This is a genomic window from Sulfitobacter sp. EE-36 (assembly GCF_000152605.1).
GTDB lineage: Bacteria > Pseudomonadota > Alphaproteobacteria > Rhodobacterales > Rhodobacteraceae > Sulfitobacter > Sulfitobacter pontiacus.
Genome location: NZ_CH959310.1, coordinates 2604358 through 2620265, shown reverse-complemented (window position 1 = coordinate 2620265; position 15908 = coordinate 2604358). Strand labels below are relative to the sequence as shown.

15 protein-coding genes are annotated in these 15908 nt (G+C 59.3%); 6 read left to right on the top strand and 9 right to left on the bottom strand.

The annotated features are described in order from the left end of the window. Positions 1-34: 34 nt before the first annotated feature. Positions 35-385: a hypothetical protein gene (locus EE36_RS15290; protein ID WP_005853754.1), complete on the top strand. Its 351-nt coding sequence runs from the start codon at positions 35-37 to the stop codon at positions 383-385. Between the two features lie 135 nt (positions 386-520). On the opposite strand, the gene gyrA is transcribed toward EE36_RS15290, so the two are convergent. Further along, positions 521-3277 carry a DNA gyrase subunit A gene (gene gyrA / locus EE36_RS15285; RefSeq protein ID WP_005853753.1) on the bottom strand — a complete coding sequence of 919 codons (2757 nt, stop codon included), beginning with the start codon at positions 3275-3277 and terminating at the stop codon, positions 521-523. 239 nt (positions 3278-3516) lie between these two features. On the opposite strand from gyrA, the gene EE36_RS15280 reads away from it, so the two are divergent. Next, positions 3517-4578 (top strand): DUF2855 family protein, encoded by a 1062-nt coding sequence (locus EE36_RS15280; protein ID WP_005853751.1) that lies wholly within the window; start codon positions 3517-3519, stop codon positions 4576-4578. Between the two features lie 18 nt (positions 4579-4596). Here the strand turns inward: EE36_RS15280 and EE36_RS15275 are convergent, their stop codons facing one another. Then, positions 4597-5544, bottom strand: coding sequence for a radical SAM protein (locus tag EE36_RS15275; protein WP_005853749.1), 948 nt, complete (start codon positions 5542-5544; stop codon positions 4597-4599). A gap of 177 nt (positions 5545-5721) precedes the next feature. Here EE36_RS15275 and zwf point away from each other — a divergent pair, with 177 nt between their 5' ends. The 3 genes from zwf to pgi are packed head-to-tail and all read left to right on the top strand — an operon-like array spanning position 5722 to position 9445. Next, positions 5722-7191, top strand: coding sequence for a glucose-6-phosphate dehydrogenase (zwf, locus tag EE36_RS15270; RefSeq protein WP_005853748.1), 1470 nt, complete (start codon positions 5722-5724; stop codon positions 7189-7191). Further along, positions 7188-7859 (top strand): 6-phosphogluconolactonase, encoded by a 672-nt coding sequence (gene pgl / locus EE36_RS15265; RefSeq protein ID WP_005853745.1) that lies wholly within the window; start codon positions 7188-7190, stop codon positions 7857-7859. The genes zwf and pgl overlap by 4 nt, the downstream gene beginning before the upstream one ends. Further along, entirely contained in the window at positions 7856-9445 is a 1590-nt protein-coding gene (pgi, locus tag EE36_RS15260) for a glucose-6-phosphate isomerase (RefSeq protein ID WP_005853744.1), read from the top strand. Before pgl ends, pgi begins: the two co-directional genes overlap by 4 nt. A gap of 86 nt (positions 9446-9531) precedes the next feature. Here the strand turns inward: pgi and EE36_RS15255 are convergent, their stop codons facing one another. Together EE36_RS15255 and EE36_RS15250 are read right to left on the bottom strand one after the other, a co-directional pair. Next, the gene (locus EE36_RS15255) at positions 9532-9984 is read right to left on the bottom strand and encodes a GNAT family N-acetyltransferase (RefSeq protein ID WP_005853742.1); all 453 of its coding nucleotides are present in this window, start codon (positions 9982-9984) and stop codon (positions 9532-9534) included. Positions 9985-10020: 36 nt separating this feature from the next. Then, positions 10021-10500 carry a thioesterase family protein gene (locus EE36_RS15250; RefSeq protein WP_005853740.1) on the bottom strand — a complete coding sequence of 160 codons (480 nt, stop codon included), beginning with the start codon at positions 10498-10500 and terminating at the stop codon, positions 10021-10023. Positions 10501-10588: 88 nt separating this feature from the next. On the opposite strand from EE36_RS15250, the gene EE36_RS15245 reads away from it, so the two are divergent. Next, a complete protein-coding gene (locus EE36_RS15245; protein ID WP_005853738.1) occupies positions 10589-12214 on the top strand; it encodes a long-chain fatty acid--CoA ligase in 1626 nt (541 codons plus the stop codon). A gap of 606 nt (positions 12215-12820) precedes the next feature. Here the strand turns inward: EE36_RS15245 and queF are convergent. The 5 genes from queF to EE36_RS15220 all read right to left on the bottom strand — a co-directional run bounded on the left by queF (position 12821) and on the right by EE36_RS15220 (position 15891). Continuing rightward, positions 12821-13282, bottom strand: coding sequence for a preQ(1) synthase (gene queF / locus EE36_RS15240; RefSeq protein ID WP_005853736.1), 462 nt, complete (start codon positions 13280-13282; stop codon positions 12821-12823). Positions 13283-13300: 18 nt separating this feature from the next. Next, positions 13301-14011: a 7-carboxy-7-deazaguanine synthase QueE gene (queE, locus tag EE36_RS15235; RefSeq protein ID WP_005853734.1), complete on the bottom strand. Its 711-nt coding sequence runs from the start codon at positions 14009-14011 to the stop codon at positions 13301-13303. Beyond that, positions 14008-14361 (bottom strand): 6-carboxytetrahydropterin synthase QueD, encoded by a 354-nt coding sequence (gene queD / locus EE36_RS15230; RefSeq protein WP_005853732.1) that lies wholly within the window; start codon positions 14359-14361, stop codon positions 14008-14010. Before queD ends, queE begins: the two co-directional genes overlap by 4 nt. Further along, positions 14361-15062, bottom strand: coding sequence for a 7-cyano-7-deazaguanine synthase QueC (queC, locus tag EE36_RS15225; RefSeq protein WP_005853730.1), 702 nt, complete (start codon positions 15060-15062; stop codon positions 14361-14363). The genes queD and queC overlap by 1 nt, the downstream gene beginning before the upstream one ends. A 232-nt stretch (positions 15063-15294) precedes the next feature. Next, positions 15295-15891, bottom strand: coding sequence for an SDR family oxidoreductase (locus EE36_RS15220; RefSeq protein WP_005853728.1), 597 nt, complete (start codon positions 15889-15891; stop codon positions 15295-15297). Positions 15892-15908: the final 17 nt, after the last annotated feature.

Below are 15908 nucleotides of genomic sequence, written 5' to 3'. Positions count from 1 at the left end.
AGATTTTTGACCTTCGCAAACTGGAGAAATTATTATGACACGCTTTACAGCATTTGCCGCCGCGCTTTTGATGACTGCCGGCGCAGCTTCCGCCCAAGTTACAACCCAAGCCGCTGTTGGTGGTGATTCCGGCGTTGCCGGCTACCCAACCACAGTTGTTGGCGAAAACGGCGTTACCTACGCTTGCCAGGCACCTACCGAAATCGATGGCATCATTGCACGTCGTTGCATCGATCCAAGCGCCGCTGGTGGCGTTGGCTTTGAGGGCCTGAGCCCCGCCGCGGCCGGTGGTATCGCAGCGGTTATCGTTGCAGTTGCAGTTATCGCAAGCAACGATGACGACGCAAACGGCACAAACGGCTCCAACGGTTCCAACGGGTCGTAACCAATACAGATCTGACGATCTGAGAGTTTCGAAAACGCCCCCTCGGGGGCGTTTTTTTATGCCAATCCGTAGCGCGCAAAGAAAAAAGCCGCCCACTCAGTACGAGGGGCGGCTTTTAGCATTCTGGTGGGCGACTTACGCTTCAGGCGTTGCGATCTCGTCGTCGCCGGTTTCATCACCCTGATCTGCAATCCAGGCAACGCTAACCACAACTTCGCCGCGTCCGGTGTCAAAGACTTTGACGCCACCGGCACTGCGCGACCGGAAAGAAATACCCTCTACCGGGACGCGAATCGATTGCCCTTTAGAGGTCGCGAGCATGATCTGATCATCCATCTCGACAGGGAAGGAGGCGACGATATCGCCACCGCGCATCGCTTTGTCCATCGCGGTCACGCCTAGGCCACCACGCCCGCGCACGGGATAGTCGTGGCTGGAGGATAGTTTGCCCGCGCCTTTTTCGGTGATTGTCAGCAGCAGGTTCTCGGCTGCGGACATTTCAGCGTAGCGTTCTTGAGAGAAATTCGGATCGGCGGGGGCTTCGTCTTCGTCGCCTTCCGCATCATCGGCCAGACCGGCCATCGCGCGCCGCATCTTGAGGTAGGCCGTCCGCTCTTCCGAGCTGGCGTCGAAGTGACGGATGATCGACATGGAGACGACCTCGTCATCGCCGTTCAGCTTGATCCCGCGCACCCCGACAGAGGCGCGGCTGTTGAAGACGCGCACATCCGTCGCAGGGAAGCGGATCGCGCGGCCCGAATTGGTCACCAGCATGACATCATCGTCATTCGACGCGATGCGTGCGTTGATCAGCGTGGTGTCGGCGTGGTCGTCCTCGAACTTCATGGCGATCTTGCCGTTGCGCATGACGTTAGTGAAATCCGACAGCTTGTTACGGCGCACGGTGCCGGCGGATGTCGCGAACACGACCTGAAGGTCGTCCCATTCTTTTTCGTCGCGATCCACGGGCATAATCGCCGCGATGGAGACGCCGGTCGGGATGGGCAGGATATTAACGATCGCCTTGCCCTTTGACGTGCGCCCGCCTTGGGGCAAGCGCCAGGTCTTGAGCTTGTAGACCATGCCGTCGGTCGTGAAGAACAACAGTTGCGTGTGGGTATTGGCAACGAAGAGAGTGGTGACGACGTCCTCTTCCTTCGTCTGCATGCCCGAAACACCTTTACCGCCGCGGCGTTGGCTGCGGAAATCGACCAGTGGGGTGCGCTTGATATAGCCGCCGGAGGTTACGGTCACGACCATATCCTCGCGCGCGATCAGGTCTTCGTCGTCCATATCGCCGGACCAGTCGACGATCTCTGTGCGGCGCGGCACGGCAAACTGGTCTTTCACCTCGGCCAGCTCGTCCGAGATAATGCCCATGATCCGTTCGCGGCTGCCCAGAATTTCAAGGTATTCCTTGATCTTCTTGGCCAGTTCTTCCAGCTCGTCGGTGACCTCTTTCACCCCGATCTGTGTCAGACGCTGCAAACGCAGTTCCAGAATGGCGCGGGCCTGTGCTTCGGACAGGTTATAGGTGCCGTCGTCATTGGCGGTATGTGTCGGATCGTCGATCAGTGCGATATATTGCAGGATCTGTTCCGCGGGCCAACGGCGGGTCATCAGCTTTTCGCGCGCTTCAGCGGCATCGGCGGAGGACCGGATCGTCGCGACGACCTCGTCGATATTGGTAACGGCCACGGCCAGACCACACAGGATGTGGCTGCGTTCACGCGCTTTGCGCAGCAGATAGGCAGTGCGGCGGGCGACGACATCTTCGCGGAAATCGATGAAGGATGTCAGGAACTTGCGCAGGGTCAGCTGCTCTGGCCGGCCGCCGTTGAGCGCCAGCATGTTACAGCCGAAATAGGTCTGCATCGGGGTGAAACGGTAAAGCTGGTTCATCACCACTTCGGCCGTCGCGTCGCGCTTCAGCTCGATCACAACCCGCACGCCGTTGCGGTCAGATTCATCCTGAACATGGGCGATGCCGTCGATCTTCTTCTCGCGCACCTGCTCGGCGATCTTTTCGATCATGGTGGATTTGTTCACCTGATAGCAAATCTCGTCGATGACGATGGCGAAACGGTCTTTGCGAATCTCTTCGACACGGGTTTTGGCCCGCATGATCACACTGCCGCGCCCCTCAAGATAGGCTTTGCGCGCGCCCGATCGGCCCAGCATGATCCCGCCGGTGGGGAAGTCGGGGCCGGGGATATATTCGATCAGCTCTTCCGAGGTCAGATCGGGGTTCTCGATCAGGGCCTGACAGGCGTCGATCACTTCGCCCAAGTTATGCGGCGGGATGTTCGTCGCCATACCAACGGCGATACCGCCCGCACCGTTGACCAGCATGTTCGGGAAACGTGCAGGCAAAACTGTAGGTTCGCGTTCTTTGCCATCGTAGTTGTCGATGAAATCAACGGTTTCCTTGTCCAGATCGCCGGTCATGAAGGACGCGACCTTATCAAGGCGCGATTCCGTATAACGCATCGCCGCAGCGCTATCGCCGTCCATCGACCCAAAGTTACCCTGACCGTCAATCAACGGTAGCGACATAGAGAAGTCCTGCGCCATGCGGACCAGAGCGTCATAGATCGCGCTGTCCCCATGCGGGTGATAGGAACCCATCACGTCGCCCACGGACTTTGCCGACTTGCGGTAGGCTTTTTCGTGGGTGATGCCTTTTTCATACATCGAATAGATGATGCGGCGGTGAACCGGTTTCAGCCCGTCTCGCAGGTCGGGAATGGCGCGCGAAACGATGACCGACATGGCGTAATCCAGATAGGATGTCCGCATCTCGTGTTCGATATTGACCGAAGGGCCATCATACACGGGGCGCGTAGCCGGGATTTCATCATCGTTTTCAGGGGTTTCTGGCGTGTCGTTCACGTAATCTGCCTAGCTCTTGCTGGTTCTATATCTTGCGGTTTTGTATAGCAGACGGGGCATATCGGGTGCAATGCCTGCGGCCTTGGCAGGCGGGGATTCACTTGCTCATCAGGCTAAGTTGTTGAAATGTAATGATACTAAATCCGGCGTGACTTTTGTGGCGTAACGTCAATGTCAATTGGTGGTTCAAGCCCGCGCGTTTGGGGTAGGCTAAAGCAAAACGAGGGGGAGGCATCTACGTGCAACAGATATTAGTCAATCAAAACGCAATCACCGAAACCCGCATGCTCGAGGCGGAGGGAGAGCCGCTGGCACCGGGGCAGGCGCGTCTTGCGATCGAAAGCTTCGCGGTGACATCGAACAATGTGACCTATGCGGCGGCGGGTTTCGATATCGGCTATTGGCAGTTTTTCCCGACATCCGAGAACGGATGGGGGATTGTGCCCGTGTGGGGGACTGCAAAAGTCGTCGAAAGCCGCACAGAGGTTCTTGAGCTCGGCACGCGGCTTTATGGCTTCTATCCAATGGCATCCGAACTGGTGATCACGCCTGAAAAAGGCGCGGCCGGTCTGATGGATGCGGCGGCACATCGCGCGAAATTGCCCTTGATCTATAATCAGTACACGCCCGTCAAAACCGCCCCCGCATCAGAGAATCACTTGCGCGCCTTGCTGCAACCGCTGCTGGCGACGTCGTATCTGATCTACGACTGGCTGCTGGATAACGAATTCTTCGGTGCCAAGCAGATTATTGTGGGCAGCGCATCGTCCAAGACCGGATTGGGCCTGTGCAGCTACCTCGCCGAGGCAGAGGCGCGCGGGGTCAAGATCGTGGGCCTCACATCTGCTGGCAATCGCGCGTTTGTTGAAGGTTTGGGGCATTGCGATACGGTGCTGACCTACGACCAGATCGACGCGCTGGCCCACGTCCCATCCGTCTATGTCGATATGTCCGGCAATAGTACGGTCAAAGCCAAACTGCACAGCACGCTGAAAAATCAGCTGAAACATTCCTCGGCTGTCGGGCTGAGCCATTGGGATCAGTTCACCCCGACAGCCCCGTTGGATGGCCCCAAGCCGCAATTCTTCTTTGCGCCCTCACAGGTCGCCAAGCGGCGCGAGGAATGGGGTCCCGGCAAGATCGAGGCGCAGATCACCGCCGCGTGGAAACGCATCGCGGCCAGCGCATCCGATTGGATGGAGGTGCAGGTGCATGACGGCGTGGCCGATGCGGAAGAGGTCTATGCCACCCTCGCACGGGGGGAGGCCGACCCCAAGGTCGGCGCGATCATCCGCCCCTAGTGCAGTGCGGGCGCGGGGTCAGGCCGAACAGCTTGCCCCGCCCAAGACGCAGAATTTGGCGCAATGAGGGTGGTTCAGGGCTACGTCTTTTTCCGCCTCTTCCAGCGAATGGCCCAGCTCGAACTCTTCGGTGTAGGGCAGCAGGGTGCAGGCCAGCACGGCAGGGGTCGCCGCACCTTTGCGCTTTACCACCATACGCGAGCTTGAACACATCACCGCGTCGGGGGATTTATCCAGAATTCCCCAGCAGGCGGTGGTGATTTCGGGCACTTCGACGGTTTCATCCATCTCAGGAAAAAGCACTGTCATCCCAGGGTCTTGCGGGTTGATGTCAAAGTTGTGTTCAGCGTAGAAAGCCCCGTATCCGGCGCGGCTGTCTTCGTCCGTCGCGCCAAAGACCGACCGCCCCGCAACGGCCATGCGGATGTTATTGTCGCGCAGCCATTTCATGCCGGTCACTGTCTTTTCCAGCGCGCCCGCGCCGCGCTCTGCGTCATGCAGATCGGTGCGGTAGTGATCGACGGAAATGCGCAATGTCAGCTTGCCGGGATAGGCTTCGTTCAGGCGTACCAGCCCCGCTTGCACGGATTTACGCATCATCGGGCGCATGGCATTGGTCAGGATCAGCACGTCATATCCGGCGGCCAGCGAGGCTTCGGTGATCTCGATCATCTGCGGGTTCATGAACGGCTCACCGCCGGTAAAGGCAATCTCTGTCACCGGCCAGTTGCGCTGCGTGATTTGCCCCAGATAATCGCGCACCTCGTCGGCGGTGATATAGACCAGCGCATCATTCGTCGGGCTGGACGCGATATAGCAGTTCACACATTCAATGTTGCACAGGGTGCCGGTGTTGAACCACAGCGTCTGCGGGTTTGTCAGGCTGACAGTCGCGCGGGGTTCGCCCTTGGCCGTCAGGGCAGGATCCTGAAATTTACCGATATTTGCGTCGACAACGTCTTTCATAGGAAACCGGACCTCACCTGTATAAATTACTTTTCTTTGTCTATGCGAATGGTATGCGCAATAAAACCCCGTGTCATTTGGTGCACAGACTTGTGAAAAACGGAAATCTCAGTATGTTTGCGCTAACATCACATCTCGGCACCCAAACGTCGTAGCCTCGCGACAAGGAGCATCCACATGGTATCACGCGTCATTCCGGTCGATCCTTTTGATCTGGTGATTTTCGGCGGCACAGGCGATCTGGCGCGCCGCAAGATCCTGCCGGGCTTGTTCCGGCGCTTTTGCGCAGGGCAGATGCCCGAAAACGCCCGTGTCATCGGTGCCGCGCGCACAGAAATGGACCGCGCGGGCTACCAGCAGATGATCCGCGAGGCGATTGCCGAATTCAACGGCGACTTCGGGCACGAGAAGGCGCAGCTGGACGGGTTCATCGACCGGCTGGAATATGTCGCGATCGACGCGAAAGGCGAGGACGGCTGGGCCGAGTTGCAAAAGCTCATGGCCGGGACCGAACGGGTAGAGGCCTATTATTTCTCTGTCTCGCCCGCGTTGTTCGGTGATCTGGCGGAACGTCTGCAACAATGGGGCATGGCTGACGCGCAAAGCCGGATCGTCGTCGAAAAGCCCTTTGGCCGCGACCTGAAAACCGCGCAGGCGCTCAACGCCACGCTCGCCAAGTATTTCGACGAAAGCCAGATCTACCGGATCGACCACTATCTAGGCAAAGAGACAGTGCAAAACCTGATGGCTGTGCGGTTTGGCAACATGCTGTTCGAGCCGCTGTGGAACAGCCAATATGTCGATCACATCCAGATCACCGTGGCTGAAACCGTCGGCGTCGGGGGCAGGGGCGAATATTACGACAAATCGGGTGCCATGCGCGATATGGTGCAAAACCACCTGATGCAGCTTTTGTGCCTGATCGCGATGGAGCCGCCCGCGCGGTTTGACCCCGACGCGGTACGCGATGAAAAGCTCAAGGTGATCCGCGCGCTTGACCCTGTGCTGCCGCATCATATCGCCCGCGGTCAATATCAAGCGGAACCGTGCAACGAGGCCGAACAACCCGGTTACCGTACCGCTGTGGGGGATCCACGCTCGCGCACCGAAAGCTTCGTCGCGCTGAAAACCCACATCAGTAACTGGCGGTGGGCTGGCACGCCTTTTTATCTACGTACCGGCAAACGCATGGCGGCGCGGTCCTCCGAGATCACGGTCGTCTTCAAGGAAACACCCCATTCGATTTTTGCCGAAGACGCAGGCCGCCACCGCAATGTTCTGTCGATCCGTTTGCAGCCGAACGAAGGCATCACCCTTGGCGTGACGATCAAGGAACCGGGCCCGGGCGGCATGCGTTTGGTGGACGTGCCCTTGGACATGACATTCGCCGACGCTTTGGGGCCTGAAGGCTCCGAACAGGTAGACGCCTATGAACGTCTGATCATGGACGTGATCCGTGGCAACCAGACCCTGTTCATGCGCGGCGACGAGGTAGAGGCCGCTTGGGCCTGGACCGACCCGATCATCCAGGGCTGGGAAGCGCGCAATGACGTGCCCAAACCCTACGACAGCGGGTCTGACGGCCCGACAGATGCCAACGAACTGATGCGCCGTGACCAGCGCCAATGGCGGGAGTATTCTGCATGAGGTTGATCGAATATGCCGACCGCGAAGTCCTTGCGATGGACCTTGCCAATCTGATCGCAGGGGAGCTGAAGAACGCCCTGTTATCCCATGACACGGTCAGCTTCGCCGTGCCGGGCGGAACAACCCCGGGGCCGATCTTTGACAGCCTGAGCGCGGCCAATCTTGATTGGGCGCGGGTGCAGGTCATGCTAGGCGACGAACGCTGGGTCGCCCCCGACCACGAGATGTCGAACGCGCGGCTCTTGCGCAATCGCCTGCTGGTGGGCCGCGCGGCCGAGGCAGCGTTCACCCCTTTCTACATCGACGGGCTGACCTCGGCCGAGGCCGCAGAAACACTGTCCCCCCAGATCGAAACCCGATTGCCGCTGTCGGTGCTGTTGCTGGGCATGGGCGCGGATATGCACACGGCTTCGCTCTTTCCCGGGTCAAACGGGCTGGAGGCGGCGATGGCCGCGGACGCGCCGGCGCTCTGTCCGATCGATGTCGACGGGCAGGATATCGGGCGCATCACCCTGTCGCGCAGGGTGCTGGAAGGTGCAATGTCAAAACATCTTGTGATCTTTGGCGATGAAAAACGTGCAGCGGTGGAACAGGCGCAAAGCCTGCCGGCCCTTCAGGCCCCCATCGGCGCAGTATTGAACGAGGCAACAGTACATTGGGCACCATGACGCAGTTTGATGATTTGATCCGTATGCAGGCGGCGGTGCAAGACCGCTCTATCCTGTCGTTGTTCGACACAGCCGATCGCGCCCAGACGTTCAGCGCGCAGACCGGCGACATGTTGTTCGACTTCTCCAAAACCAACCTTGACCGCGATACGATGGATGCGCTGCTGGGACTGGTAGACGCCGCCGATGTGCCCGCGCGCCGCGATGCGATGTTCGCCGGCGAAAAGATCAACGAGACCGAAGACCGCGCGGTACTGCACACGGCGCTGCGCAATCTTGATGGGGGCGCGGTGATGGTGGATGGGGCGGATGTGATTCCCGGCGTCCATGATACGCTCGACCGGATGCGCGGTTTCGCGGATCAGATCCGCAGCAGCGACATCACGGATGTGGTGAATATCGGGATCGGTGGGTCCGATCTTGGGCCCGCGATGGCGGTGCAGGCGCTCTCGCCCTATCATGACGGGCCGCGCTGCCACTTCGTGTCGAATGTCGACGGGGCACATATCTCGGACACGCTCCGCGGGCTTGATGCGAAAACCACATTGGTGATCGTCGCTTCCAAGACCTTCACCACGATCGAGACGATGACAAACGCCCGTACCGCACGTGCGTGGATGACAGAGAATGGCGGCGATCCGGCAAAACAGTTTGCAGCCCTGAGCACAGCGCAGGACAAGACCAGCGATTTCGGTATCGATGCGGATCAGGTCTTTGGCTTCGAAGACTGGGTCGGTGGGCGCTATTCTGTCTGGGGGCCCATCGGCCTGTCGCTGATGATCGCCATTGGCCCACGCGCCTTTGATGCGTTCTTGCGCGGGGGGCAGGCGATGGACCGTCACTTCTGCGCGGCCGCCCCACACGAGAACATGCCCATGTTGCTCGCCCTGGTCGGCATCTGGCATAATCAGATCTGCGGCTATGCCACCCGCGCTGTGCTGCCCTATGACCAGCGGTTGGGGCAACTGCCCGATTACCTCCAGCAGCTTGAAATGGAATCCAACGGCAAGTCGACCCTGATGGATGGCACTGCCGCGCCCTATCACACGGGTCCCGTCGTCTGGGGCGCAGCGGGCACCAATGGTCAGCACGCGTTCTACCAACTGATCCACCAAGGCACCCGCGTTATTCCTTGCGAATTCCTGATCGCGGCCAATGGGCACGAGCCGGACCTGACGCATCACCACAAGCTGCTGATCGCCAATTGCCTTGCGCAATCCGAAGCATTGATGCGCGGTCGATCCTTGCAAGAAGCGTCAGAGCTGATGGCGGCAAAAGGTCTGACCGGTGCCGAGCTGGACCGTCAGGCGCGCCACCGCGTCTTCCCCGGAAACCGCCCCTCGACCACGCTCAGCTACCCTCTGCTCGACCCGTTCACTTTGGGCCAAATCATCGCGCTGTATGAACATCGCGTCTTTGTGGAAGGGGTCATTCTGGGCATCAATTCCTACGACCAGTGGGGCGTGGAGCTGGGCAAAGAGCTCGCCACCTCATTGCAACCCATCGTCGAGGGCGCGGCACCTGCGACCGATAAAGACGGCTCAACCGCCGCTCTTGTCGCCTTTATTGCAAAACACGCCGATTAGGATCACGGCTTCATTTTGCCAAATAAACTCCGGGGAGTGTGAGGGGCAGCGCCCCTCATCCCCAACCTCGCGCACAGCGCTGCAGCCTACCCCTTCAGCGCGATGTCATAGGTCACCCAGCCCGTGCGGGTCGCCAGCTTGTCGTAGGCCCCACGCCCGCGATAGTTATCTTCTGCCGTGATCCAGCGCAGCGTGCCCCAGCCGTTGTTTTTCGCCACCGTCTCAACCGCTTTGATCAGCGCCTGTGCGGCTCCGGTACCGCGGGCCTGCGGGCTGACAAACAGATCATCCAGAAAACAGTTCGTCGCCGCGCGCAGCTGGCTGACAAAGGGGCGGTAATGGGTAAATCCGACAAGCGTGCCGCTGTCATCCTGTGCCACGATGCAATTGCTGCCGTGATCGGGGTCCATCAACCAGCCAAAGACGGTTTCACGCATCTGCGGCGTCTGATCGACCTTGTAGAAGGCGGCGTAGCCGGCAAAGAGCGTTTCCCAGGCGCTGCGATCCGCGGCGTCCATCGGGCGGGTGGTGACTGTCATATCTTATGTTCCTTTCGATGCATGCGCGCGCGGCGGTTACCCCTCGGGGCGGGCGTTTTCAGTCTGCTCAAAATACTGTTTCAAACGGTCGGGCAGGGGATACCGACCGGAGCCGTCTCGTTCCAGCAGTACCAAAATACACTCGAACGTCGCCCGCAGTTCGCGGCCCACCCAAACCTCTTGCGCCAAAGCGTAAGAGGTGTTGCGAAAGCTGGTGCAGCGGCAGGTGACGATGTAATTCTCGCGCTCCAGCATCTCTTGCAGATAGCGGATCGACCCTGACCGGATCACCACGCGCGGGCCGGGGCTGTCGATCAGCCCGCGTTCCACCAATGACTGCGTATAGCGGATGCGCAGCCGTTCGAACCATTCGAAATAAACGGTGTTATTGACGTGGTTGTTGGTGTCCAGATCAGAGAAGCGGACCTGATCTGCCATGGCCAGCGGTTGCGGTGTTGGCATACCGGCGGCGCGTTGCTGATCGGGGGAAAGGGGCGTGTGATAAATAACTGTCATGAACCCTGCGTAAGCAGCAATGAGGGCGCTTGCAAGACTGGGGTGATTTGTCCATTTTGCACCCAACGAGTAATTGGGAGGATGCGCCATGCTTGGCCAAATGATGAATAAACCGCTGCTGATTTCGAGCTTGATCGAACACGCACAACGCTTTCACGGCGAGACAGAGATTGTCTCTGTCAAGACCACCGGCGGGTTGGAGCAGACCTCTTGGGGTCAAGTCGCGCGCAACGCCCGTGCGCTGGCCTCTGCGCTGACAAATCTGGGGCTGGACCCGCAGGCGCGCTGCGGCACCATCGCCTGGAACAACCGCCGTCACCTCGAAATCTACTTTGGTGCATCGGGCGGCGGCTTCGTCTGCCACACCATCAACCCGCGTCTCTTCCCCGAACAGCTTGTCTATATCCTGAACCACGCCGAAGATAAGGTGCTGTTCATCGACAAGACGTTTGTGCCGCTGATTGCGGGCATTCAGGACAAGCTTGAACATCTTGAGCATGTCGTTCTGATGGAAGGCACCGATGAAGAAGCCGCCGCGCAACTGCCCGGGATCAAGTTCTATGACGACCTGATCGCCAGCGGCGACCCCGAGTTCATCTGGCCGGATCTGGACGAGAACACCGCCTCCAGCCTGTGCTACACCTCGGGCACCACGGGTAACCCCAAGGGCGTTCTGTATTCACACCGTTCGACCGTGTTGCACAGCTTTGGGATCAACCTGGCCGACAGCATTGCGATCACGGCCAAGGATGTGGTGTTGCCCGTCGTGCCGATGTTCCACGTCAACGCCTGGGGCGCGCCCTATGCCTGCGCCATGGTTGGCGCGGCAATGGTAATGCCCGGTCCCGGTCTGGATGGCCCGTCGCTGGTAAAACTGATCGACACCAACCATGTGTCGCTGGCGCTTGGCGTTCCAACCATCTGGCTGGGGCTGCTGAACGAGGCGGATAAGATCGGCAGCAAGCTGGAAAGCCTGCAGCGTACCGTGGTTGGCGGCTCTGCCTGCCCGCCGTCGATGATGACCGCCTTCCGCGAGAAATACGGGGTAGAGACGATCCACGCCTGGGGCATGACCGAGATGTCGCCCGTCGGCAGCATCAACCAGCTGCTGGCCAAACACACCAAGCTTTCTGCCGACGCGCAAAACAAGCTGCGCGAAAATCAGGGTCGTCCGGTCTTTGGTGTGGATCTTGAAATCCTTGATGACGACGGCAATCCCGTGGCGCATGACGGCGTGACGCAGGGCGATCTGGTCACCAAGGGCTACTGGATTCTCGACAGCTATTTCCGCAAGACCCGCAGCGAGACGCTGAACAAGGACGGTTGGTTCGACACGGGCGATGTGGCGACAATGGACCCTGACGGCTATGTCACGATCCGTGATCGGTCAAAAGATATCATCAAGTCGGGCGGCGAATGGATCAGCTCGGTCGAGCTTGAAAACATCGCGATCGGTCACCCGCAAATCGCAGATGCGGCCGTCATCGGTGCCCGTCACGAGAAATGGGACGAACGTCCGATCCTGATTGCGGTGAAAGCCGAAGGCCAGGACCCGAGCGAGGCAGAGATCCTGTCGATTTTCGAGGATAAGATCGCCAAATGGCAGATCCCTGATCGCGTCGTCTTTACCGACGCATTGCCGCGCAACGCGACCGGCAAGGTGTTGAAACGTGATCTGCGCGAAAGCTTCGGCGAAGTGCTGATCAACGGCTGATGAATGCTTCACCGGGGCAGGCTGCTGCCCCGGTGACTGAGCTTTCTTCTGTCCCACAGTATAGAATATATGCGGGGCAGGAGCGTTATATGTGGTCTTCAGAAGGGCGCATTATAAAGCGGAGACATTGACCTTAAACGTAGGTCTGTCGCCGACAGTGGCACCTCGTACAGACTTTTTGCGGCATGGTTGTACTGTCACGCCAGCGATGAATACCAAATTTGCACGGCACGCGCGAAAGCGCCCGGACGAGCTTCGAAAACATGTGTCACCTGAAATGTCTGCCAAAAAAACTTGGCGAAGTGTAAAAATCGATACTCGTACTGAAATCACTCGCTATTGAAATATTAACGCAATTAAAAAGTGCAATGTCTAGCGATAAATAACCTTTAAGGCTAACAGCTTACGTGCGGTAACACGTTTTAGTTGTTCTGGGTCCTGCGAGACGGGGCTGACTGATCGCCGGGCTTTGCGCTCATATCTAAAGGTAATCGGCAGGTTTGGCATAAGAATATGCCGAGAAATCCGAGCACAAAAAAGCCGCGCAGCGAGGCACTCGTTGCGCGGCTTTGATCCACCTTAGGTAGTGTTGGGGTTTCTCTCGCTTCACCCGCGCCCGCGATAGGGCGGCACGCCCTGGTCGGGAATCCAGACGCTTTTGGGGGTCTCGCCCGTTTGCCAGAACACGTCGATGGGGATGCCCCCGCGCGGATACCAGTAACCGCCGATGCGAAGCCAGCGGGGCGACAGCAGCTCTACCAGACGGCGGCCGATAGAGACGGTGCAATCCTCGTGAAAGGCACCGTGGTTGCGAAATGCGCCCAGGTAAAGCTTGAGCGATTTGGACTCGACCAGATACTGATCCGGTACATAGTCAATCACCAGATGCGCAAAGTCGGGCTGGCCGGTCATCGGGCAAAGCGAGGTGAACTCGGGCGCGGTGAAGCGCACGCAGTAATCGACATCGGCCTGAGGGTTCGCGACTTTCTCGAGCATCGCTTCTTCGGGCGAGGCGGGAAGCTCTGTCTTGCCGCCAAGCTGCTGCAAATCGCTGTAAATCGTTTCCATAAATCCTCCGGTGGCGGGTCAGACCCCGCGTTTGTTGCCCCATAGCAATACGTGAAGTTGCGGCAGCAGGCGCGGCGTGAACCAGCGATCTGCCATGGTTTTGTCCACCAGCCACAATAGCTTACCCGCCAGCACCTGCGGATCGACAGCGACGCTCGGGTCGACCTCGTCGTTGCCCGGTTGCAGATAAAGCGGCAGTTGGGGGTAGCGGGTGGCGGCGACGCGGGCCCAATCGTAATCCGCGTCGTCGAATATCACGATCTTCATCACCGTCTGGGCCGCCGTTTCGCCAGCTGCAACGCAACGGTCGAAAGCGGCCCAATCCACCGTCTCGCCGCTGGATGGTGGTTTCGGGCTCAGCACAAGACAATCCAACTGCCCGAACCACGGCTTCGCGATGGAGCCTTGCGTTTCGCAGGCAAAACGGTAGCCGGCAGCATGACCCAATTGGATCAAGGGCGCGAAGTCCTGAATGGCGGGGTTGCCGCCTGACAGGGATACGGTCAGCGGCGTGTTATCCGACAGGCGCTGCACCTCTTGCCAGACCGCGTCGGTCGACATGTTGGCCCAGTCATGGCGGAATGCGGGGTCAACCGCGTGCATACTGTCGCACCACGCGCAGCGATAGTCACAGCCGCCCGTGCGCACAAAGACGGTGGGTTCCCCGATCAGCGCGCCTTCGCCCTGTATCGTGGGGCCGAACACCTCGGCGATGCGTAGCTGGCTCATGGCCGGTACTCTGCCCAGGTTTTGGGCGTCTCGCTGACTTTGACGGCGGTGGTCTCGGGCCAACGGTTCGCGCACCATTCATAGAGATGACGCGCCATATTCTCGCCGGTGGAGACAAAATCCAGCACGTCGTTGAGGTGACGATGATCGAAAGTCTCGTCTATATAGGTCTTGAGCGGCTTCAGCTCTCCGTAGTCGCGAACAAAACCGTCGGCGTTCAGCTCTTTGGCCCGAAGCTCCACCACCACGACATAGTTATGCCCGTGCAGGCGGGCGCATTGGTGGCCATCGGGCAGATGCGACAGCTGATGTGAGGCGGAGAAATGGAACTCTTTCGTAATGGTATACATCAGGCGAGGATCTTCCGCTTGACCGCTTCGGCCCAGAAATCGGGATCGTCATATTGGGTCGGGTCGGTAACCCCCGCCAGATCGAAAGCCTCGCGCCGTTCCACGCAGGTGCCACAGCGCCCGCAGTGATGCACGCCGCCCTTGTAGCAAGACCATGTCTCGGCGAAGGGGGTGTTATGGCGCTGGCCTTCAGTCACGATATCGGCTTTTGAGCGGTGCACAAACGGCGTGTAAAGCGACACATCGGCGTAGCCGTCCAGCGCCATATATTGCATGAACTCAAACGCTTGGGTGAAATCGGGGCGGCAGTCGGGGTAGATGAAGTGATCGCCCCCATGCACCGCGGTTGCGACCGCCTGATCCCCCCGTGCGGCGGCAATGCCATAGGCGACCGTCAGCATGATCGCATTCCGGTTGGGGACAACGGTGACCCGCATCGTTTCTTCGGCGTAATGCCCGTCGGGTACATCCACATCATCAGTCAGCGCGGACCCGGTCAGCGCCGCACCGATCCCGCGCATATCGATGATGTCATGGCGAACATCCAGACGTTTGGCGCAGAGCGCGGCATAGTCTAGTTCCTTGCGGTGACGCTGACCGTAGTCGAAAGACACCAGCCCCGTCAGCTTGCGATTTGCCGCCACCATATGAGCGAGCGACACAGAATCCAATCCGCCGGAGCAGATGACAATCGTTTTCATTTCTTAACCCTTGTTTTGATACCCGGGTAGGCTGCGACCGGGAAGGCGCCTGATAGACGAGACGATCAGGGATGCCAAGGGGGGCAATGGGGCGGATTTGGCGCGAAATGTCGCTTTCGCAGCGTCACTCATAGAAAAACCGCCAGACCGATGGGGTCTGGCGGCATAGCGCATTCTTTCCGCGAGCGGGTGGGAGGTGCCGCGCGTAGTCAGATTATAAGCAAACTCGTGATCAGGCGGATTGCATCAGCAAAGCCTGGTTCTTCCATTCGGGGTCGGTGACGGCATCGACCAAAGCGGCGGCAACATCGCCACGGGCGGCCTTGGCTTTGACGTCAACGCTGTCGCCAAAAATCATATTCCGATTGCCCGCATCATCCGTCAGCGCGACGGGGCGCAGGATGGCGTATTCGAGGCCGGAGTTTTGCAAATGCACGTCGGCTTCGTGCTTGGCTTGCAGATAATGCGCAAGCTCGCTGTCTGGGTCGGGGTTGTCCGCGCCGACACTGCTGAGCATCACAAAGCGCGAGATGCCGGCCTTGGCGGCGATATCCACCAGATCTTTGGCACCATCGCGGTCGACCTTGTCGGTCATCTCTGGCCCTGTGGACCCGCCAGAGCCCGCGGCAAAGATCACCGCATCGCAGCCTTCGCAGGCGTCAGCGGACAGATTGGTCAGGTCCCCCTTGCGCAGCACCACGTCAGAGGCCAGCGCACTGGTGTCAGAGGAATCGCGGACAAGGGCGATCGGCGTGTGACCCTGTTCGCGGAGTTGTTCAGTGACGCGGATACCGGTTTTGCCGGTCGCGCCGGCGACGAGAATATTCATGGTTGTAATCCTTGTTA

Bases quoted from the DNA above. Each gene is read 5' to 3' on its own strand.
- pgi (WP_005853744.1), top strand. From the start codon at position 7,856: ATGACGCAGTTTGATGATTTGATCCGTATGCAGGCGGCGGTGCAAGAC.
- queD (WP_005853732.1), bottom strand. From the start codon at position 14,361: ATGTATACCATTACGAAAGAGTTCCATTTCTCCGCCTCACATCAGCTG.
- pgl (WP_005853745.1), top strand. From the start codon at position 7,188: ATGAGGTTGATCGAATATGCCGACCGCGAAGTCCTTGCGATGGACCTT.
- queF (WP_005853736.1), bottom strand. From the start codon at position 13,282: ATGGAAACGATTTACAGCGATTTGCAGCAGCTTGGCGGCAAGACAGAG.
- EE36_RS15250 (WP_005853740.1), bottom strand. From the start codon at position 10,500: ATGACAGTTATTTATCACACGCCCCTTTCCCCCGATCAGCAACGCGCC.
- EE36_RS15245 (WP_005853738.1), top strand. From the start codon at position 10,589: ATGCTTGGCCAAATGATGAATAAACCGCTGCTGATTTCGAGCTTGATC.
- EE36_RS15290 (WP_005853754.1), top strand. From the start codon at position 35: ATGACACGCTTTACAGCATTTGCCGCCGCGCTTTTGATGACTGCCGGC.
- EE36_RS15275 (WP_005853749.1), bottom strand. From the start codon at position 5,544: ATGAAAGACGTTGTCGACGCAAATATCGGTAAATTTCAGGATCCTGCC.
- zwf (WP_005853748.1), top strand. From the start codon at position 5,722: ATGGTATCACGCGTCATTCCGGTCGATCCTTTTGATCTGGTGATTTTC.
- EE36_RS15220 (WP_005853728.1), bottom strand. From the start codon at position 15,891: ATGAATATTCTCGTCGCCGGCGCGACCGGCAAAACCGGTATCCGCGTC.
- EE36_RS15255 (WP_005853742.1), bottom strand. From the start codon at position 9,984: ATGACAGTCACCACCCGCCCGATGGACGCCGCGGATCGCAGCGCCTGG.
- queE (WP_005853734.1), bottom strand. From the start codon at position 14,011: ATGAGCCAGCTACGCATCGCCGAGGTGTTCGGCCCCACGATACAGGGC.
- queC (WP_005853730.1), bottom strand. From the start codon at position 15,062: ATGAAAACGATTGTCATCTGCTCCGGCGGATTGGATTCTGTGTCGCTC.